Raw genomic sequence first — 19,929 nt, forward strand, 5'->3', positions numbered from 1 at the left:
CTAGAGGGCCTCCCACTGGTCCAGGATGTCGTCCGTGCTGTCCTCGCCCGCGCCCTCGGCCGGCCCCGGGCCGTCCTGCTGCGGGGACAGCTCGGCCCAGATCACCTTGCCGCGCGGGGTGTAGCGGGTGCCCCAGCGGGTGGCGAGCTGGGCGACGAGGAACAGCCCCCGGCCGCCCTCGTCGGTGGCCGCCGCCCGGCGCGGATGCGGGGCGGTGCTGCTGCCGTCGGCGACCTCGCAGATCAGGCCGCGGTCGCGGAGCAGGCGGACGCGGATGGGCGGGGAGCCGTAGCGGACCGCGTTGGTGATCAGCTCGCTGAGGATCAGCTCGGCGGTGTACCCGACGTCCCCGAGCCCCCATGCCTCCAGGGTGGCGGCGCACTCGGCGCGGACCGGGGCCACGGCCGCGGGATCGCGGGGCACGTCCCACTCGGCCACGTGGTCGGCGCCCAGCAGCCGGGTACGGGCCACCAGCAGGGCGACGTCGTCGATCGGCCGGGCGGGCAGCACCGCGTCGAGGACGGCGGTGCACAGGGCCTCGGGACCGCGCCCCGCCGAGTCGGCCAGCGTGTCGCGCAGCAGGTCGAGACCGGTGCCGATGTCCCGTTGGCGGTCCTCCAGCAGCCCGTCGGTGTACAGCACCAGGTGCGAGCCCTCCGGCAGCTCCAGCTCCAGCGTCTCCACGGGCATGCCGTCGCCGAGGCCGAGCGGCGGGGAGACGGGCACGTCGGGGTAGGTGGCGGTGCCGTCGGGCAGGATCAGGGCGGGGCCGGGGTGGCCGGCCCGCGCGATGGTGACGCGGCCGCCGACCGGGTCGTAGAGCGCGTAGAGGCAGCTGGCGCCGGTGACGTGCGCGATGCCGTCGCGCGCGACCCGCCCGTCCTTAGGCGACCCCTCGGCCGTGCCGTCGCCGCGCTCGTCGCTGTCGATGCGGCTGACCAGTTCGTCCAGGTGGACGAGGAGTTCGTCGGGGCTGAGGTCGAGGGCGGAGAAGTTGTGCACGGCGGTGCGCAGCCGGCCCATGGTGGCCGCCGCGTGCAGCCCGTGTCCCACGACGTCGCCGACGACCAGCGCCACCCGGGCGCCCGGCAGCGGGATGACGTCGAACCAGTCGCCGCCCACCCCGGCCTGCGCGGGCAGATAGCGGTAGGCCACCTCCAGCGCGGACTGGTCCGGGATGCCGCGCGGCAGCAGGCTGCGCTGGAGGGTGACGGCGGTGGTGTGCTCGCGGGTGTAGCGGCGGGCGTTGTCGATGGCGACCGCGGCGCGGGCCACCAGTTCCTCGGCGACCGCCCGGTCCTCCTCCTCGAACGGCTCGGCGAGCGCGGAACGCCAGAAGCTCGCCACGCCCATGAGGACGCCCCGGGCGCGCACCGGCACCACCAGCATCGAGCGGATGCCGTGATCGAGGATGCGCCGCGCGTTGTCGGGGTCGTTCTCCTGCCATCCGGTGTCCTTGCGCAGGTCGGGCTCCAGGACCGGCGCGCCGGTGCCGAGGCCGATGGCCTGCGGGGTCCGGGAGGCGAAGTCCACGAGGGTGCCGACGGGGTACAGCGGGTGGTCGGCGTCGATGCCGGTGAGGGCCGTACGGCGCATCATCGTGCCCTCGGGCTCACCGCCGCGCAGGATCGAGTCGAGGAGGTCCACGCAGGCGTAGTCGGCGAACCGGGGCACGGTGAACCGGGTCAGTTCCTCGGCCGTGCGCGCCACGTCGAGGGTGGTGCCGATCCTGCTCATCGCGTCGTACAGCAGTCGCAGCCGCCGCTGGGCGACGGCGGCGCGGCCGGCTACGGCACGCAGTTCGGTGGTGTCGCGCAGGGTGACGATGCTGGAGGGCCGGCAGCCGCGCGGCGCGGTCGGCCGGACGCTCACCGCGAGCAGCCGGTCGCCCGCCTCGCACACCTCGTCCGTGGCCGGGGGGTCGGAGGTGAGCACCGCGGCGAGGGGCCCCGCGAGGCCGAGGTCGGTGAGCTGACGGCCCTCGGCGTCCTCGGGGAGGCCGAGCAGGCGCCGGGCCTCGTCGTTGGCGAGCAGCAGGGTGCCGTCGGCGGCGACGATGAGGACACCCTCGCGCGCGGCGTGCAGGACGGCGTCGTGGTGGTCGTACATCCGGCGCAGCTCGTCCGGTTCCAGGCCGCGGGTCTGGCGCCGCAGCCGGCGGTGGACCAGGGCGCCGCCGGCGGTGGCCATCAGCAGCGCGCAGCCGCCGGCGGCGAACAGCAGGGGCAGTTGGCGGATCACCTGCTGTTCGATGCTGCGCACGGTGATGCCGGCGGAGACCAGTCCGACGACCCTGTCGTGGGCGTCGAGGACGGGTGCGGTCGAGTCCACGGCCACGCCGATGGGGGTGGAGTGGGTCAGGGTGTTCAGGTGGCCGTGCAGCGGCCGCGCGTAGGAGCCTATGACGTGCTTGCCGATGAGGCGGGGGTCGGGGTGGGTCCAGCGGATGCCGGCCGGGCTGAACGCGACCAGGTAGTCGACGCCGGTCTCCCTGCGGACCTGTTCGGCGCGGGGTTGCAGCACCGCGCTGGGGTCCCGGGAGCGCATCGCGTCGAGCGTGCCGGGCGCGTGGGCGAAACCCACGGCGGCGGCGAGGGTGCGGTGCCGCGCCTCGTTCAGGCCGGCCTGGCGCGCCTGGAGGACCAGGGTGACGCCGGCCGCCGCGCCGAACAGCAGCAGGATGACGATCTGCAGGACGAACATCTGTCCGGCAACGGTCCGGACACCCGGCGGCAGCCGCCTCAGCCGGCCGGAGTCGGCGGCGGCCGAGGACGCTCCGGCCGGGGCGGAAGCGTCCCACCCCGGAGACAGGCCGAAACGCCTCTTCATGGTGCATTTCTAGCATTCACCTCCGAAGGGGACACAGCGCGACCTGCCGGGGAGAGCGGATCAGGGGGTGCGGGGTGGGGGTTCCGGACGGGGACCGGGGGTTCCGGACGGGGACCGGGGGTTCCGGACGGGGACCGGGGGTTCCGGACGGGGGCACGGAGGGTGCGGGCGCCGGGGAGGCGCGTCGGCCGGGGTGGCCCTCGCCCCGGTCCGGGCCGGGCCGAACCGAGGCGGGGGCCGGACCCGGGCGGGGGCCGAACCGGGGCGGGGCCGGACCCGGGGCGGGGGCCGGACCCGGGCCGGACCGAACCCGGGGCGGGGGCCCGAACCCGGGCCGGACCGAACCCGGGGCGGGGGCCCGAACCCGGGCCGGACCAAACCGGGGCGGGGGCCCGAACCCGGGCCGGACCAAACCGGGGCGGGGGCCGGACCCGGGCGAGGGGCGGACCCGGGCTGGGGCGATACGGGGCGGGGGCGATACGGGTTCGGGGACACGGGCGGGGCCCCCGGGCCGCCGGGCCGTCCGGGCCATCCGAGCCGTCCCGCGGAGCCCCACCCTGAACCGCTCAGGTCCAGCGGCCCCTCTTGAACTGCATCGAGGCCCGGCCCTCCGCGCCCTTGCGTTTCCATTCACGGCGGAGTTCCGCGCGGACGCGGGCGTCGGTCTTGGCGACGATCCACTGGTTCTCGCGGACCAGTTTGCGGTAGCTGTCCAGACGTCGTGCGGCCAGTTCACCGCTGTCGACCGCGGAGCGCACCGCGCAGCCCGGCTCGCTCTCGTGGGCGCAGTCGTGGAAGCGGCACCGCTCGGCCAGTTCCTCGATCTCGGCGAACACCTGCCCGACCCCGCTCTCGGCGTCGAACAGGCCCACCCCGCGCAGCCCGGGAGTGTCGATGAGGACACCCCCGGAGGGCAGGACCAGCAGGTTGCGGGTGGTCGTGGTGTGCCGCCCCTTGCCGTCGACGTCCCGGGCGGCCCGGACGTCCATGACGTCCTCCCCGACGAGCGCGTTGGCCAGGGTGGACTTGCCCGCGCCGGACTGGCCGAGCAGCACGGACGTGCCGGAGCCGACGAGTGCGAGCAGGCCGTCGAGCCCGTCGCCGGTGCGGGCGCTGACGCCGAGCACCGGCACGCCGGGCGCGCTCGCCTCGACGTCCTGGACGAGGTGGGCCAGCGTGACCGGATCGCCCACGAGGTCGGCCTTGGTGAGCACGACCACGGGCTGTGCACCGGACTCCCACGCGAGCGCGAGGAAGCGTTCGACGCGGCCGAGGTCGAGTTCGACCGCGAGGGACACCGCGACGACCGCGTGGTCGACGTTGGCCGCGAGGATCTGCCCGTCGGACCGCTTGGAGGAGGTGGACCGCACGAAGGCGGTGCGGCGCGGCAGATACGCCCGGACGTACCGGGGGTTTCCACCCGCCTCGACGGCGACCCAGTCGCCGGTGCAGACGACCCGCATCGGGTCGTGGGGGGTGACGAAGGCGGTGTCGGCGCGGACGACCCCGCCGGCGGTGACGACGTCGCACTGGCCGCGGTCGACCCGTACGACCCGGCCGGGCAGCAGCCCGTCGGCCGCGTGCGGGGTGAACGCGTCGGCCCAGTCGTCGTCCCAGCCGTAGGGAGCCAGCGCGGAGTGCACACCAGAGGTGGAAGTCAAGGGAGACCCTTCACAAGGGCGGCCCCGGGAAGGAGCGGTCTGCGACGCGCTCGGGTCAGCCGGTGGCCACGGAGGTGGACTTGGGGAGTTCCTGGATGTGGGCAGCGCCCCGCACCGTGACAGCCATCGTCGACACCTCCTCTTCCACGCTCGGTCGCCAGCGGCGGCCGGCGGCCGCCTCGCGAAGTGGCCCTCACCCTAGGACGACCCCGCCGCGAGCGCCACCGAATTGACGCGCCCGCAGCGACGGGGTGGCGGAGGCGAGTGACGCACCTCGTCACGCGCGCCTCGTCGTCCGGCGCGCCGCACCCCGCCACCCCCTCTCGGCACCGACCCGCTCCCCCCGTCGCGCAGGCGCGCGCCAGCGGTGCGGGCGTTCGGTGACGAGGGCTCCGTGCCGACGGCCCTCGGCGGCGCGGCCGGTCCTGTCCGGTGGCGGGCCGCGCCCGGCCCGCGGGTCGGGGACGCGCCGGCACACCCCGGGGGCCGGGTCGCCGTCGGGACCCCGGAAAGCCGGTGCGGGCCGGCACGCGAGGGCACACGGGCAGGTCGGCGGCGGGCCCGTAGCGTGCCGGAGGTCCGCCAGGGGACGTCGTCGCGGCCGTGGAGCGGCACCGGAGCCGGGTCCGACGCCGCTGCGGCCGGAGCCGCGCCGCACGGATCCGTGCCAGGGGGTGTACGAATCGACCGGCTATCGCTGATACTCCCCTGAGGAATCGAGGCAACCGGCCGCATTGAACGTTCTGTTTCGTGCGCAAGACCCGCAGGATAAAACGGTGAAACAACTGGGCGACCCCGGCATCGCCTCACCGGCGGGAGCGCCTGCGGACCATCACCAATCATGATCGGTGCAATAGCGGATTGCGTCTTGGACGGCCCGTGCATCGATGCTGAACTTGGCGCGTGACCGAGCACGTACGGCCAGCAGACCCCCACAAAACCCCCAGGGACGCACGTTCATGACGCCCGGACCAGCCGAAACCCCAACGGGTCGGCTCATGGTATATAAACAGTAAATTTCTTCGGCAATTGCGGCACGCTGTGCGAGCATCACTGGGGCAGTGGCCCTTTTCGGAGAAATACGGGGGAATCAGTGGAGTTTTCGGGGGTCGCAGCCGGCGACGCGAATGCTTGATCGTTGTACCACGGAGAATTCCGGGTCCGCCCGGCAGATGTTCCGTTCCGGAACTGCCGGTTTTCTTGCGGACCTGTTGAAGCATTGAATCAGGGCGACGGGGACGGGGGAAATCGCCGCTGTGTGTCAGTTATCCGTTGACACCGGTTTTTCAACGCGGTTCACGATGCCCGCCATCAGTCTCGCCTTCCCGGCCGCCACCTCGGACAGTCAACGGAGGAGACATGGTCACCAATCTCGATGTGACGCTGCGAGACGGGGGATACCGCAACAACTTCGACTTCTCGCTCGACTACGCCCTGCACCACGCCCGGGAGAGCGTCGAAGCCGGTGTCGAGTGGGTTGAGATCGGCTACCGCAACGGGTCCTTCCAGCCCAGGCCGGGTCTGGGTCTGACGGGCGTGGGCACCGACGACTACATACGGGCCGTGGCCGAGGTCGTACCGCCCGAGCGGATCTGCATGATCCTGCACCCGAAGAACATCGAGGACGACGACCTCACCCGGATGTTCGAGGCGGGCGTGCGGCTCGTGCGGTTCTGCCTGCCGTCCAAGACGCCCGAACCCGGCCTGGCCATGCTCCGCAAGGCGGCGGACACCGGCTTCACCACCACCGTGAACATCACCCGCGTCAGCCAGCTCGACCGCCGGCGGCTCGTGGAGCTCGCCGCGCTGTCCGAGGACGCGGGCGCGGACGTGATCTACCTGGCGGACTCCAACGGCAGCCTCCTGCCGGACGAGGTCGCCCGGCTGGTCACCCTCGTGCGCTCGGTGACCGGATCCGCCATCGGCCTGCACGCGCACAACAACCTGGGCCTGGCGCTGGCCAACTCCATCGCGGCGGTCGACGCGGGCGCCACCTGGATCGACTCCTCCGTGCTCGGCATGGGCAAGGGCCCCGGCAACCTGATCACCGAGCAGTGGCTGGCCTACCTCGGCCGGGCCGGCCGGACCGACCGGTACGACCTCGGGCGGATCCTCACCCTCGCGCACCGCATGGAGTCCGAGATCGCCGAGGCCAAGCCGTCGCTGCCGCTGCCGGACCTGGTCCTCGGCCACTTCGACCTCTCCGTCGAGGAACGCGCCAAGCTGCCCGTGGACCACATGGGTGCCGCCTTCAGCGCCGCGCGCGAACTCACCTCCCCGGGGGTCGCGGCATGACCTCGCCGACCGCGACCCCCGTCCCCGCCCCGGTCGCCGTACGCCTGGGCGACGCGGGAGCACCCCGCACCGCCTGCGTACTGGGCCCGGTCATGGCGCGGTGGGACCAGGGCGCCTTCTTCGAACCCGTCGCCGGGGCACTGCTGTCGAGCGGCCACCGCGTGACCGTGTACGACACCCTCTCGCTGCTGTGCGAGGGCGACGACCTCGCGGCGCTCGCCGACCGGTGGGCGGGCGTCCTGCGCGCCGAGGAACCCGACCTGCTCGCCGGCAACGCCCTGGGCGGAGCCGTCGTACAGCATCTCCTCGACCAGCCCTGGACGCACCGGACCGACGTCGTCCTGCTGTCCGCCCCCACGGTGGCCGACGGGCCGCTCGACGCGACGCTGGAACGCGTCGCGGCGGCCGTGGCGTCGCACGGCACGGCGGCGGCCCTGGACCTGCTGCACGAGGTGGTCCGCGGTCCCGCGGCGCCCTCCCCGGCGCCCGGCGGCCCACGCCACCCCGACGAGGACCCGCTGCACGGACGGCGGTTGGCCGCCGGGCTGCGCCTGCTGCACCGCGTGGACGCCCGCCGCCGGGTCGAGGCGTTCCCCGGCGGGCTGCTGCACGTCTACGGCACCGAGTCGAAGCTCGTCCGGGACCATCACCTCGCAACCGGTCCCGGACACACCCGCGTCGGTGTCCCGGGGGCGGGCATGCGTCCCCACGCCGACCAGCCGGGCGTCACCCGACAGGCCGTCGCCGCATTCCTTGAAGCACAGCGAACGAAGAGGATCCATGAGAAGTAAGACCGTCGCAGTCCTCCCCGGCGATGGCATCGGCCCCGAAGTCCTCGACGCGGCCCTCCCGGTCATCGACGACCTCGGACTGCCCATCACACTGGAACACGGGGACATCGGCTGGGAGTTCTGGCGCACCGAGGGGAACCCGGTGCCCGAGCGCACCTGGGACCTGATCGACCGCAGCGACGCCGTGCTGCTCGGCGCCACCACCAGCAAGCCGGGGCGCGAGGCCCTGGCCGACCTCCGGCCGCACCTGCGCGAGCGGGCCCCGCAGTACGTGTCCCCCATCATCCAACTGCGCCAGCGGCTGGACCTGTTCGCCAACCTCCGGCCGGTCGAGAACCACCTCGGCGGCACCCCGTACCGCTTCTGCGTCGTACGCGAGAACACCGAGGGCCTCTACGCGGGCCTCGACTGGGACCGGGTGCCCGAGGAGATGTGGCCGCTCCTCGCCGACCACCCCAACGCCCGCCGCAGCGGCCGCGGCGCCACCACCGCGAGCGTGCGGATGCTCACCCGGCACGGCCTGGACCGCATCCTGCGCTTCGCCTTCGAGCACGCCCGGGTCCACGGGCACCCCCGGGTCACCCTCGCCGACAAGCCGAACGTCCTGCGGCAGAGCAGCGCGTACGCCCGCGGACGCCTGGAGGAGATCGCCGCGGACTACCCGGAGATCGAGTACGAGATCCTCAACGTGGACGCCGTCGCGCTGTGGATGGCCCGGCGCCCGGAGCGCTTCGGGGTCATCGTCGCCGAGAACATGTTCGGCGACATCCTGTCCGACCTCGGCGGCGGTGTGATGGGCGGGCTCGGCCTCGCGCCCAGCGCCAACATCGGGGAGAACGGCAACTACTTCGAGCCGGTGCACGGCAGCGCCCCCGCCCTGGCCGGCACCGGCCGGGCCAACCCGCTCGCCGCCTTCCTCACCATCGGCCTGCTGCTCGAACACCTCGGCTTCGGCGAGGCCGCCGGCCAGGTGCGGGACGCGGTCTCGCACGTCACGCGCCGCCGGGACCGGGTGACGTACGACCTGGGCGGTACGGCGACCACCACGCAGTGCGCCGCGTCGGTGCGGGACGCCTGCCGTGCCGTGCCGCGCGCCCACACCGCCGCCGTCGTCACCATCGGCGACGAGCTGCTGCGGGCCGCCCTGGAGGACTCCAACGCGGGCGAGGCGTCCCGCAGGCTCGCCGCCCGCGGCGTGCCGGTCCGCGTCCGGCACACCGTCGGGGACGACGAGGCGGCGATCGCGGACGCGGTGCGTGCCTCCATCGGCCGTGACGACGTGGTCGTGGTCATGGGCGGTCTCGGTCCCACCTCGGACGACGTGACCCGGGTCGGGGTCGCCCGCGCGCTGGGCCGCCCGCTGGAGCACCGCGAGGAGGCCTGGCAGGGCGTCGTCGAACGGCTCACCCGCTTCGGCGTGGCCGTCCACGAGGACAACCGCCGCCAGGCGCGGTTCCCCGAGGGCGCCGAACTGCTGCCCAACACCAACGGCACCGCCTGGGGCTGCCGCCTCGACGTGCAGGGCACCACGGTGGTCATGCTCCCCGGCCCGCCGCGCGAGTGCCTGCCGATGCTCGACGCCCTCCTGCGCGACGGCCTCGCCCATCTCCCCCTACCGGAGCCCGTCGTCACGGTGTTCCGGCGCACCCTCGGGGTCATCGAGGCGGACGCCGCCGCCGCGGTGGACGCCCTCGTCCGGGACATGGGGCTCGGCGTCAAGCCCGCCTACCGCTGGCACTACCCGTACGTCGACGTCCGGATCGACTGCCCGCCCGACGGCGCGGACGAGCTCGCGAAGCGGCTGGACGACGCACTGGGCGCGTACGTGGTCACCGGCAGGGAGCGCACCGCCGTCCAGGAGCTGGCCGCGCTGCTCGACGCCCGCGGACTGGCCCTGGACGCGGCCGACCGGGTAACCGGCGGCCGGTTCGCGGCCGAACTGGCCGCCGCACGGCGGCCGGCGCCGGACGGGACGCCGGACGGCGGGGTGTCCGTGACGCTGGGGGCGACCTGGGACGGCGGGGGTCCGGAGGACCACACGGGCACCGTCCGCCTCCTGTGCGCGGTGCGCGACGGGGCACCCGAGTACACCGGCGAACTGACCGTCCCCAACCGGGGCCCCGAAGTCATCACCTACGCCGTCCACTTCGCCGCCTGGACCCTCGCCCGTCGTCTCGTGGAGGAGACCGCATGACCACCGCCGCATCCGCCGACCCGATGCCGGACAGCGCCCTGCGCGCCCGCCTGGCACGGCTGGACACCGCCGCCCTCTCCGACGCGGTGGACAGCCTGCGGGCCGCGCCGTGCGTGCTGCCGGGCATCAGCGCCCGCACCCCCGGCAGCGTGGCCTTCGGCCCGGCGTTCACCCTGCGCTACCGGCCCATCGAGGACGACGGCGCGTTCCACAACGCCGCCAACTACATCGACGACGTGCCGCCCGGTTCGGTCGTGGTCGTGGACAACGGCGGCACCGGCGCGTGCACCAACTGGGGTTCCCTGCTCACCTCGGTGGCGCTGCGCCGGGAGATCGCGGGCACCGTCGTGCACGGCGCCGTACGCGACGTACGGGAGACCCGCGAGGCGGGCTACCCGCTCTTCAGCAGCGCGGTCACCATGGTCAGCGGCAAGAACCGGGTGGTGCTGGAGCGCACCGGCATCGACCTGGACATCGCCGGCACCGTCGTCCGCCCCGGCGACCTGGTGTTCGCGGACGACAACGGGGCGCTGCGCATCCCCGCCGACCTCGTGGCGGAGGTCGTCCGCCGCGCCGAAGCCGTCGAGCGGACGGAACGGCGCATCCGGGAGGCCGCCCTGGACGGCACCCGGCTGGACGAGGCGCGGGCCCGCTACGGCTACGCGCGCCCGTGGGAGGACGAGGGCCACGATGACGCCCGCTGACACCCGGCCCGCGGCCACCGCCGAGCGCACCGGCTTCGTGGACGTCCACTACCACGTGGGTCCGGACGCGTACGTACGACGGCACACCGCGGCCGAGGCCGGCGCCCGCTACGCCGAACTCGGCGGATGGGTGGTGCTGAAGAACCACCTGGGCTCCACCGCGGCCCAGGCGTGGGAGGCCCGGCAGCAGGGCCTGCCCGTGTCGGGATCGATCGTGCTCAACGACATCGCGGGCGGCCTGGACCCCCGGCTGGTGGAACAGGCCGTCGTCCAGCACGGGGAGGACAGCGGTCTGCGCCTCGTCGTCCATCTGCCGACCGCGACCGGCCGCACCCACAGGAGCCGTCTGGCCCGTACCCCGGCCCATCCGCTGCTGGCCCGGGACGGACTGCGTCCGCTCACCGTCACGGACGGGTCGGGCGGGCTGCGCGCGGAGGTGCGCGAGATCCTGCGCATGGCCCGCGACCTGCCGGTCGTGATCTCCACCGGCCACGCCGACGGGCGCGAGGTGGCCCTGCTCGTCGAGGAGGCGGTGAAGCTCGACGTGCCGCGCCTGATGCTCAATCAGCCGGCCAACCCGATGACCGGTCTGAGCTGCGCCGACCTCCTGGACATCGCGTCGGCGCGGCAGGTCTACACCGAGCAGACCGCGCTGACGTACCTGCTGGGCTACCAGGAATGGGACGACTTCTCCGCCGTCCTCGCCCGGGTGCCGCGGGTCGTCTACAGCTCCGACCTGGGGCAGACCTCCCAGATGGACATCGGCGCGTGGTGGGCGCGGAGCCGGGAGTGGTTCTCGAAGGCCGGCCTCGGCGAGGAACGGATCACCGAGGTCGTGCGGGACGCGCCGCTGAGGATGCTCGGCCTGTAGGCCGACTGGTGGCAGCCGCTCGGGCGGGCCCGGGGTTCCGGGCCCGCCCGAGCGCGTGCGAGGGGGAGTCGGCCGGGGCCGGCGATACCGGGATCACGTCGAGGCGCCGTTCGGCGCCGGTCTCCGGTTCTCCTGCGCGGTCTTGCGGCGCACTCGTGCGGCCGTCGCGGTGAGCAGCTCCAGGCGCGTCGGGTCCGCGTTCTCGGGCAGCGCGAGAAACATGCGCATGGTGATGGGCTCCCCGTCCAGCGGGAGCAGTGCGATCCGGCGTGAGGAGACGGTGTCGGCCGCCGTCGGGTACATCAGTGTCCAGCCGTCGCCGCTCGCGCCGATCTCGGCGAGGGTGTCCTGGAATCCCGTGACGGGCGCGCCGAAGGTGGGTTCGAAACCGGCCTTGCGGCACGCGGCGACGACGGCGTCGTACAGCGCCGGGTTCTCGCTGCGGGACGCGATACGCAGGGGGATTCCGGCCAGGTCGGCGAGGTTCAGGCTCGTGCGCCCGGACAGCGGGTGGGCGGCCGGGAGGGCCGCGACCAGGGGGTCGTACCAGAGCGTGAGCAGCCGCAGGCCCGGGGCGCTTTCGACGCCCCGTACGAAGGCCGCGTCCAGCCGCCCGGCCCGGACCTTCTCCAGCCGGTTGTGGGCGCCGAGGGTCTGGAACTCGAAGCGCGTGCCGGAGCCGGAGTCGGGCAGCGCGTCCAGGAAGTCGTCCAGGCGCTCCCCGAGGGCGGAGCTGATCCCGACCCGGAAGGTGGCATCGCTCTGCGCGGCCAGCCGCTGGGCCTTGGCGGCGAAGGAGTCCAGCGCCTTCAGCAGCGCGCGGCCCTCGGGCAGCAGGGCCTGGCCGGCCGCGGTGAGCGTGACGGTACGGCTGGAGCGGTCGAAGAGCTGGGTGCGCAGTTCCCGTTCCAGCCGGCGCACCTGCTGGCTGACCGCGGGCTGGCCGATGTGCAGCCGCTCCGCCGCTCTGCCGAAATGCAGCTCCTCCGCGACGGCGACGAAGTACTGGATCTGACGCAGTTCCACAGGACCCCCCAATCCTCCGAGCGGGCGACCCTGTGATTGAATCTCAAAATACGTTGCCGGTGATCGATTCAATGTCGATGAATGACGCAATACAGCCTTCGGGGTCGCGCAGAGGAATCCTCGCACACCCCGCGGCCGCGGCCGTACCCGAAGGCGGGACCCGCCCCTGAGCAGGTCCCGCCACCGTCGTACCGAGGGCCCTATTCCATGGCGGCTTCCTGCAGTTCGGCGGCCGGCCTGTCGTCCGCTCCGGCCGGCGCGGGCACGACCGTCGGCTTCCGGTTCGCCAGGGACAGGAAGAGGGCGAAGGCGGATATCCCGAGCACCGCGGCGATCAGCACGAACCAGCCGAGGGCGAACAGGTCGCCCGCGGGCAGCCGGCTGGAGAGGTAGATGCCCAGCGAGGCGGACAGCAGCTGGAGCGCGCCCATCAGTCCGGAGGCGGAACCGGCGGTCGACCGGAACGTGGTCACGCCCGCGCTCATCGACAGCGGCAGCAGGAAGCCGTTGCCGAAGGTCATCACCGGCATGAAGACCAGCACCAGCAGGCCCCAGCGCCCGCCCGCCCCGCTGAGGCCGAGGCCGAGCATCATCAGCGCGCCGACGAGGAAGAAGCCGTGCCCCGTCCACAGCAGCCGGTTGACGGACCGGGTGCGGACCAGGGCGCGCGAGGTGAGGTTGCCCGCGACGTAGGCGAGCGAGACGGTGATGTAGCAGTAGCTGGTGGTCTCGGTGGCCAGCCTCATCTTCTCGAAGACCAGCGGAGAGGCCGCGAGGTAGCCGAAGTAACCGCCGTACGCCACGCACAGGTTGACCGTGTAGGCCCAGAACAGCGGGCGGCCCAGCAGCTTCGGGTAACTTCTCAGGGTGGCGCCCAGGTGCTTGCTGCGCCGCTCCGGCGGCAGGCTCTCGGGGATCGCGGTGATCATCGCGACCAGGGTCACCAGGCCGATCACCGCGGTGACCACGAACGGCGCGCGCCAGGAGACATAGGTCGTCAGATAGCCGCCGATCAGCGGGGCGACGGACGGGGAGACACCGACGATCGGCATGACCGTCGCGAACATCCGGGCCGCGTCCTTCTCCTCGTACAGGTCGCTGATCACCGCCCTGCCGAGCACCATGCCCGAGCCGGCGCCCAGCGCCTGGAGGAGGCGGCTCGCGCCGAACACCTCGACCGTGGGCGCCGCGGCGCACACCAGCGAGGCGAGGACGAACAGGCCGAGCCCGGAGACGATGACGCGCTTACGGCCGTAGGCGTCCGATATGGGCCCGTAGACCGCTTGTGACACCGCGATGCCGATCATGAAGGCGCTGAACGTCCACTGCACCGACGCGACGGGCGTGTGGAAGGCGTGCGCGGTGGCCGGCACGCCGGGCAGGTTGATGTCGGAGGCGAACAGGCCACCCGCGTTCAGCGAGGACAGGACGGCGAGCAGCAGGGCGTAGGGAGTCCGTTTCGTGGCGGTCTTCATGGTACGTGGCAACTTCCTCGGTCAAGGACGAGTCGGTGCGGGACTCCCGTCCGCGTGCGGGGGAGGGATGGCCGGCACGGGCCGGCCGAGGGGTGAGCCGTTTCCGGGTCTGACGGGGGATCTCGACCCGGAAACGGCGGCTTGGGACCGGCCCGCCGGGTCAGCGCTTGGCGGCGCGGGCGGCGAGCGTCTCGCCGGCGATGGACCAGCTGTCGGTGGCGATCTCCTGCACGGTCACCCAGACACTCTCGGGCTTGCTCCCGGTGGCCTTGACGTAGGCGTCGGTCAGCTCACGGACCAGCTCGGCCTTCTGCTCGGCGGTCTTGCCGGGGGTCTGCTGCACGTGGATGAGAGGCATCGCGTTCTCCTGGATCGAGGTTGTGCCGAAGACGCACGGACCTCGGCCGGTCAGCCGGGATCCGCCGTGGAGCCAGTCCAGCACCGGACCCGGGACCGGCCAAGACGCAATCCGCTCTGAGAACAATCACGAGTCGTGATACGTCCAGGTGAGGCGGCCGCACGACGACGCGTCAGGTAGAGACCAGTCACCCCGGGCGCGGTGAGCGCACCCGCGCCTACGCGCAGGGCCGGCCGTTGAGCGTGAAGGCGTGCGGGGCGCGGTTGGCGCCCGTCCAGGTGCCGGTGAAGCCGAAGGACACGGCGGCGCGGGCCGGGACGGCCTCGTCGTAGGCGGCCGCGGTGGCGGTGACCTCCGCGCCGCTCTGGAGGGCGGTGGCGTCCCACGTCAGGCCGATCCGCTGGCCGTCCGGGAACGCCCAGTCGACCGTCCATCCGGCGAGGGCCCGCTCGGAAGTGACCGTGACGGTGGCCTGGAAGCCGCCGGACCACTGGCTGACCAGGTCGTAGGCGATGTGACAGGGGGCCGTCGGGGTCGCCGCGGGGGCCGTCGTGCCGCCGGGGCCGCGGGCGAGGGAGGAGAGGCCCCGGGACGGGGAGTCGGGGGTGCGCGAGGGGCGCGCGCGGCCGGCGTCGCGGCTGCCCGGGGAGGAGGGCGTGCGGGCCGGGGAGGGCGGGGCGGCGGGCGCGGGCGCCGGGGAGGTGCCCGCGGCGGTGGGGCGCACTCCCGTACGACCGCTGCCCCGGGCGGTGTTGTCGCCGGACGTCCCGGCACCGTCGGGTGCCGAGGCGTCCTCGGGTACCGAGGTGTCGTCGGGTGCGGAGGTGTCGTCGCGGGTGGCGGCGGCGTCGTCCCGCGCGGCGAAGGAGTCCGTGCCGGAGCCGCCGGGCGCCATGAGCGACGCGCCCAGCGCCATCGCCGACAGCAGCAGGGCGGTGGCGAACATCCCGCCGCCGCGCAACCACCGGGCGGGCCCCGGTCGTTCCGCGGGCTCGCCCCTGCCGGGGTCCGCCGCCCGCCCGGTGCCGAGCCGCATCTCGGCGGACCGCCGGCGCAGTTCCAGATAGTCCAGCCCGCCCCAGCCGATCACCCCGCGGGCCAGCACCGCGGCCGGCCCGTCGTCCCCGGCCGCCGGAGCGCCACCCCGGGCGCGGTGCCAGCCGTCCCGGAACAGCGCCCGGACCCGGTCGAGTTCGGCCCGCGCGGTGGCCGGGTCCAGCCCCAGCCGGTGCGCCGCCGCGGGCAGCGGCAGGGACTCCACCTCGGCCAGCCACAGCAGGGCCGCGTCCGTCTCCCTCAACTCGCGCAGGGCGCGCAGGGCCGGCGGGTGGGCGCGGGGCGGGCCGGTGAGGCGGGACGCCTCCGGGGAGGTCAGCCACCGGGGCAGGCCCGGCGCGAGCAGACGGCCCCGGCCCGCGGCCGACCAGGTGGCCGCGGTGGTGCGGACGGCCCCGAGCAGGACCGGGATGGTCGGCAGCCGGGCGGGACGCCGGCCCGCGCCGCGCACATGGGTGCGTCCGGCGGCGCGGACCTCGCGCATGCCGAGGGTGAACGCCTCGGTGGCCAGCCGGTGGGCGGCGGCCGGCCCGGAGGCGCACAGGGCGGCGTACGCGAGCACCGCGTCCCAGGCCTCCGAGAACAGCGCGGCCTCGGTGTCGCCCTGAGGGGTCGGCAGCTCGGGCATGGAACTCCTGCATCACGGACGAGGTCAACTCGCCACAGGGACGACGGAGTTGGCGTAACCTCGCGGAACCGAGCCTTTCACGGGCCCGGCCCCGCTGACAAGGCGGCCCGTGCGCGCGCAATCACGCACCGTAGCAACTCAGGCCGTGGTCGGCTCCTGCGCCCCGTCCGGCTCCTGCGCGGGCAGGCTGTCCATGAAGGAGCTGACCGAGAAGACCGCGCGACCGGGTCCGGGCGGGCCGTAGCCGGGCGGCGAGGACAGCCCGAAGTCCTCCATGGTCTGGCGGTAGGCCTGGAGCAGCCGGATGTGGTACTCCAGCGGCGCGCCCTGCGGGTTGGCCTTGCCGAGCGGGGTGGTGGGCTCGGGGCACCAGGTGGTGAAGCGGGGCGTGATGCCGTGCGACATGAAGAAGCGCAGGCCCTCGGTCGTGGAGGCGATCGCCTCGTCGACGGTCGTGAAGCCGAACGGCTCCGCCATCTCCACGCCCGCCACGAAGTTGGGGATCACATTGCGCGCGCCGAAGATCTCGGCGGAGTCCAGGATCCGCTTGTGCCACTCGTCGCGGCCGACGTAGCGCTCCTTGCCGGGGCAGTACAGCTCGAACAGCCGGCGGTCCCACACCTCGAAGTTGGGGTGGTAGATCTGCACGCCGTAGTCCTTGAACCGCCGCACGTCGTCCTTGGGCAGCGCCTGGGCGACGACCTTGCCGATCCAGCGGCCCGGGAAGCGCTCCTCGATGGCCTTGGCGTAGTGGCCGTAGAAGTCGGCCTCGTCCCGCCCGGCGACCGTCTTGGTGATGGCGCCGCCGGTGAGCGTGTACGCGGTGGACGCCTTCTGGGTGTCGTACCGGTCGATGATCTCCAGGGCTTCGAGGACCTCCTCGACGTCCTTCACGCCCGTGTACGGCCGCCCCGCCGCCTTGTGCTGGCGCCAGTTGTGGTTGATGTCGCAGTACTGGCACTCCTCCTTGGCGCCGAAGTACTGGCAGACCCGGAAGACGGTCAGGTAGATGAGGTAGCCCCACTGGATGGTGGGGGCGACCTCCATCACCGACTTCCCGTTGGACAGGGTGTGCCGGTAGTACTCGGGCATCGGCGGCACGCCGACGTCGGCGATGCGCGTGCCGTCGAGGTAGAGGCCGAGCATCCCCTCGTCGTCGGCGGCGACCCGGTAGGGGGAGGCGGGGTTCACCCGTACGGAGACGACCGTGCGGCGCAGGTCGTACGGCCCGCCGGTGAGGATGATCTCCTCCGGGGGCCGGCGCAGCGCGGCCTCGCCCAGCTCGGGCAGGGTGCCGTGGTCGAAGGAGAAGATGAAGTACGACTTCGGCTTGACGTCCCCGTTCTCGTTGTCGCTGAGGGCCGATTCGTCGAAGGCGACACCGCCCCGGAGCAGGTCCTCCTTGAAGACGGCTTCCCGCGGCACGTGCGGGAAGCGCTCCATCAGATCCTCGACCAGTGCGGTGCGAGTGCCCATCCGTATGTCTCCTCCCGGCTCAGGCGTACTGCCCAACCGTATGCCCCCGGCTCGGGCGGGACGGTGCCGGGTCCCGTGGGCGCGCCCGGGAGGAGTTCCTCAGGCCGTCCGGTCCGGCGTCGCGGGGTCGACCGCGTACCGGGGCCGGCCGGCCCCGACCACGCGGCCTCCTCGACCACCGAGGCCCCGGGCCGGGCCACCTCGTTGCCCTGGGAGCCGGCCAGACGGGGGGTGAGGAGCACGTTGGGCAGGTCGAACAGCGGGGAGTCGGCGGGCAGCGGTTCGGGGTCGGTGACGTCCAGGACGGCGCTCAGGCGCCCGGTGCGCAGCTCCGCGACGAGCGCCTCGTGGTCGACGAGGGCACCGCGCGCGGTGCCGACGAGCACCGCGTCGGCGGGCATCAGGGCCGGCTCGCGGGCGCCGATCAGGTGCCGGGTCGCGGGGGTCTGCGGGGCGTGCAGGGTGACGACGTCGCTGGTGCGCGGCAGGTCGTCCAGGGGCAGCAGCGGCACCCCGAGGCGTGCGGCCTCCGGGACCTCCACGCAGGGGTCGCCGAGGGTGACGGCGAGGTCGTACGGGCGCGGCAGCGCGATCAGCCGGCGGCCACGCGGGAGGCGCCGACGACGCCCACGCGGCGGCCGTGGTCGCCGATGCCGGGGACGATCGCGCCGTACGGGAAGCCGCGGCGCTCGCGCGGTTCCTCGCGCAGGGCGAAGGCGTTCTTGCCGGTGAGCAGGATCATCGCGAGGGTGTGCTCGGCCACGGGCAGGGCGTTGGCCTCGGCGGCCGAGGAGACGGCGATGCCGCGCCGCCACACCTCGGCGATGGTGAACCCCTTGACCGAGCCGGCCGCGTGCAGCACGGCCCGCAGCCGGGGGGCGGCGTCCAGGGCGGCCGCGTCGAGGCGGGGGCAGCCCCAGCCCGTCACGAGGATCTCGGCGTGGGCGGGGGCCGTCCGCACCCGGGCTCGGCGAAGTCGTGCGCCACCAGGGCGGGGTCGATGTCCAGGTGGGCGCGCAGACGGGCGAGCAGGCCGGGCGGGAACACGCACGGCACGTACTCGGCCGCCATGGCGAACACGGCCCGCGGACGCTCGGGCAAGGACGGACCCTCCGCTCGGTGCGGCGCGGGCGGCAAGCGGTCTCTACGGTAGGTCGCGGCGGATGAGAGGGTCAACGGACCCACCGCCCGGCGAAAGGAACGGCAGTATGAGGGAGACGGTGACCAACTGGGCCCGCACCATCACCTACGGCGCGAAGGAGTACCAGCGCCCGCGGACGCTCGACGCGCTGCGCGCCCTGGTGGCGGACGCGGCGAGGGTGCGGGTCCTGGGCAGCGGGCACTCCTTCAACCGTGTCGCGGACCCCGGCCCGGCCGGCGTGCTGCTGTCGACCGCCGCCCTGCCGCCGGTGATCGAGGTGGACCGGGCCGCGCGGACGGTCCGGGTCTCCGGCGGGGTCCGCTACGCCGAGCTGGCCCGCGCGGTCCACGCCCACGGCCTCGCCGTGGCGAACATGGCCTCGCTGCCGCACATCTCGGTGGCCGGTTCGGTGGCGACCGGCACCCATGGCTCGGGCATGGCCAACCCCCCGCTGGCCTCGGCGGTACGGGAGGTGGAGCTGGTGGTCGCGGACGGTACGACGGTGACGATCGCCCGGGGTGACGACCGCTTCGACGGCGCCGTGACCTCGCTGGGCGCGCTGGGCGTCGTCACCGCGCTCACCCTCGACCTCGTACCGGCGTTCGAGGTCGAGCAGCGGGTGTACACCGAGCTGCCGCTGGCGGGACTGGACTTCGAGGCGGTCGCCGGATCCGCGTACAGCGTCAGCCTGTTCACGGACTGGCGGGAGCCGGGCTTCAGGCAGGTGTGGGTCAAGCGGCGCACCGACCAGCCGGCGGTGGACTTCCCCTGGGCGGCGCCGGCGGCGGAGCCCCTGCATCCGGTGCCGGGCATGCCCGCGGCCAACTGCACGGAGCAGCTGGGCGTTCCCGGGCCGTGGCACGAGCGGCTGCCGCACTTCCGGGCGGAGTTCACGCCGAGCAGCGGGGAGGAGATCCAGTCGGAGTACCTGGTGCCGCGCTCGGCAGCCGTCGACGCCCTGAACGCGGTCGACGGGATACGGGCGGCCGTGGCGGAGGTGCTCCAGACGTGCGAGGTGCGCACGATCGCCGCCGATCCGCAGTGGCTCAGCCCGGCGCACGCGCGGGATTCGGTGGCGCTGCACTTCACCTGGGTGCGGGACGAGGCGGCGGTCCTGCGCGTGGTGCGCGAACTGGAGGCGGTCCTGGAGCCGTTCGACCCGCGCCCGCACTGGGGGAAGGTGTTCGGCATGCCGCCGGCGGTGGTGCGGGGGCGCTACGCCCGCCTCGGCGACTTCCGGGCCCTGGCCCGCTCCCTCGACCCCGCGGGCAAGTTCACCAACGCGTTCGTCGCGGACGTGCTCGGCGCCTGACGACGTCCCGTGGGGCCCGGTCCCTTGTCGGGTGCCGGGCCCCGCGCCCAGCCTCACGTGAGCATCCCTCCCACCTGACCCCACCCTTCCGTCGTGTGGGGCACCAGATCGG

Annotated in this window: 13 protein-coding genes and 1 pseudogene; 6 read left to right on the plus strand and 8 right to left on the minus strand. The window is 73.8% G+C overall.

Annotated elements, in window-relative coordinates; all coding sequences use genetic code 11:
* Together QSK45_RS02870 and rsgA are read right to left on the minus strand one after the other, a co-directional pair.
* On the minus strand, positions 1–2,829 hold the full coding sequence (locus QSK45_RS02870; protein WP_490993496.1) for a SpoIIE family protein phosphatase: 2,829 nt from the start codon (positions 2,827–2,829) through the stop codon (positions 1–3).
* 566 nt (positions 2,830–3,395) lie between these two features.
* Complete coding sequence (gene rsgA, locus QSK45_RS02875; protein ID WP_285552849.1) at positions 3,396–4,490, minus strand: ribosome small subunit-dependent GTPase A; 1,095 nt, start codon at positions 4,488–4,490, stop codon at positions 3,396–3,398.
* Positions 4,491–5,849: 1,359 nt separating this feature from the next.
* On the opposite strand from rsgA, the gene QSK45_RS02880 reads away from it, so the two are divergent.
* The 5 genes from QSK45_RS02880 to QSK45_RS02900 are packed head-to-tail and all read left to right on the plus strand — an operon-like array spanning position 5,850 to position 11,345.
* Positions 5,850–6,785 carry a hydroxymethylglutaryl-CoA lyase-like TIM-barrel protein gene (locus tag QSK45_RS02880; protein WP_285552851.1) on the plus strand — a complete coding sequence of 312 codons (936 nt, stop codon included), beginning with the start codon at positions 5,850–5,852 and terminating at the stop codon, positions 6,783–6,785.
* Positions 6,782–7,576 (plus strand): alpha/beta fold hydrolase, encoded by a 795-nt coding sequence (locus QSK45_RS02885; RefSeq protein ID WP_285552852.1) that lies wholly within the window; start codon positions 6,782–6,784, stop codon positions 7,574–7,576. The genes QSK45_RS02880 and QSK45_RS02885 overlap by 4 nt, the downstream gene beginning before the upstream one ends.
* Positions 7,566–9,770, plus strand: coding sequence for an isocitrate/isopropylmalate family dehydrogenase (locus tag QSK45_RS02890; RefSeq protein WP_285552854.1), 2,205 nt, complete (start codon positions 7,566–7,568; stop codon positions 9,768–9,770). Before QSK45_RS02885 ends, QSK45_RS02890 begins: the two co-directional genes overlap by 11 nt.
* On the plus strand, positions 9,767–10,474 hold the full coding sequence (locus tag QSK45_RS02895) for an RraA family protein (RefSeq protein WP_285552855.1): 708 nt from the start codon (positions 9,767–9,769) through the stop codon (positions 10,472–10,474). Before QSK45_RS02890 ends, QSK45_RS02895 begins: the two co-directional genes overlap by 4 nt.
* Entirely contained in the window at positions 10,461–11,345 is an 885-nt protein-coding gene (locus QSK45_RS02900; RefSeq protein WP_285552856.1) for a DUF6282 family protein, read from the plus strand. Before QSK45_RS02895 ends, QSK45_RS02900 begins: the two co-directional genes overlap by 14 nt.
* A gap of 93 nt (positions 11,346–11,438) precedes the next feature.
* On the opposite strand, the gene QSK45_RS02905 is transcribed toward QSK45_RS02900, so the two are convergent.
* From QSK45_RS02905 to QSK45_RS02930, 6 genes and pseudogenes are all read right to left on the minus strand, one after another.
* Positions 11,439–12,371: a LysR family transcriptional regulator gene (locus QSK45_RS02905; RefSeq protein ID WP_285552857.1), complete on the minus strand. Its 933-nt coding sequence runs from the start codon at positions 12,369–12,371 to the stop codon at positions 11,439–11,441.
* A gap of 200 nt (positions 12,372–12,571) precedes the next feature.
* Positions 12,572–13,846: a multidrug effflux MFS transporter gene (locus QSK45_RS02910; protein WP_285552858.1), complete on the minus strand. Its 1,275-nt coding sequence runs from the start codon at positions 13,844–13,846 to the stop codon at positions 12,572–12,574.
* A gap of 160 nt (positions 13,847–14,006) precedes the next feature.
* Complete coding sequence (locus QSK45_RS02915; protein ID WP_145486504.1) at positions 14,007–14,204, minus strand: tautomerase family protein; 198 nt, start codon at positions 14,202–14,204, stop codon at positions 14,007–14,009.
* Positions 14,205–14,421: 217 nt separating this feature from the next.
* On the minus strand, positions 14,422–15,888 hold the full coding sequence (locus QSK45_RS02920) for a cellulose-binding domain-containing protein (RefSeq protein WP_285552865.1): 1,467 nt from the start codon (positions 15,886–15,888) through the stop codon (positions 14,422–14,424).
* Between the two features lie 138 nt (positions 15,889–16,026).
* Entirely contained in the window at positions 16,027–17,364 is a 1,338-nt protein-coding gene (locus QSK45_RS02925) for a radical SAM protein (RefSeq protein ID WP_285552867.1), read from the minus strand.
* A 99-nt stretch (positions 17,365–17,463) separates the two neighbouring features.
* A pseudogene (locus QSK45_RS02930) lies at positions 17,464–18,465 on the minus strand (hydroxyacid dehydrogenase).
* Positions 18,466–18,572: 107 nt separating this feature from the next.
* On the opposite strand from QSK45_RS02930, the gene QSK45_RS02935 reads away from it, so the two are divergent.
* Entirely contained in the window at positions 18,573–19,817 is a 1,245-nt protein-coding gene (locus QSK45_RS02935; RefSeq protein WP_285552869.1) for an FAD-binding protein, read from the plus strand.
* Positions 19,818–19,929: the final 112 nt, after the last annotated feature.

This window comes from Streptomyces hygroscopicus subsp. hygroscopicus (assembly GCF_030269125.1).
Classification (GTDB): Bacteria; Actinomycetota; Actinomycetes; order Streptomycetales; family Streptomycetaceae; genus Streptomyces; species Streptomyces hygroscopicus_C.

Bases quoted from the DNA above. Each gene is read 5' to 3' on its own strand.
- QSK45_RS02870 (WP_490993496.1), bottom strand. From the start codon at position 2,829: ATGAAGAGGCGTTTCGGCCTGTCTCCGGGGTGGGACGCTTCCGCCCCG.
- QSK45_RS02880 (WP_285552851.1), top strand. From the start codon at position 5,850: ATGGTCACCAATCTCGATGTGACGCTGCGAGACGGGGGATACCGCAAC.
- QSK45_RS02885 (WP_285552852.1), top strand. From the start codon at position 6,782: ATGACCTCGCCGACCGCGACCCCCGTCCCCGCCCCGGTCGCCGTACGC.
- QSK45_RS02890 (WP_285552854.1), top strand. From the start codon at position 7,566: ATGAGAAGTAAGACCGTCGCAGTCCTCCCCGGCGATGGCATCGGCCCC.
- QSK45_RS02895 (WP_285552855.1), top strand. From the start codon at position 9,767: ATGACCACCGCCGCATCCGCCGACCCGATGCCGGACAGCGCCCTGCGC.
- QSK45_RS02900 (WP_285552856.1), top strand. From the start codon at position 10,461: ATGACGCCCGCTGACACCCGGCCCGCGGCCACCGCCGAGCGCACCGGC.
- QSK45_RS02910 (WP_285552858.1), bottom strand. From the start codon at position 13,846: ATGAAGACCGCCACGAAACGGACTCCCTACGCCCTGCTGCTCGCCGTC.
- QSK45_RS02915 (WP_145486504.1), bottom strand. From the start codon at position 14,204: ATGCCTCTCATCCACGTGCAGCAGACCCCCGGCAAGACCGCCGAGCAG.
- QSK45_RS02920 (WP_285552865.1), bottom strand. From the start codon at position 15,888: ATGCCCGAGCTGCCGACCCCTCAGGGCGACACCGAGGCCGCGCTGTTC.
- QSK45_RS02925 (WP_285552867.1), bottom strand. From the start codon at position 17,364: ATGGGCACTCGCACCGCACTGGTCGAGGATCTGATGGAGCGCTTCCCG.
- QSK45_RS02935 (WP_285552869.1), top strand. From the start codon at position 18,573: ATGAGGGAGACGGTGACCAACTGGGCCCGCACCATCACCTACGGCGCG.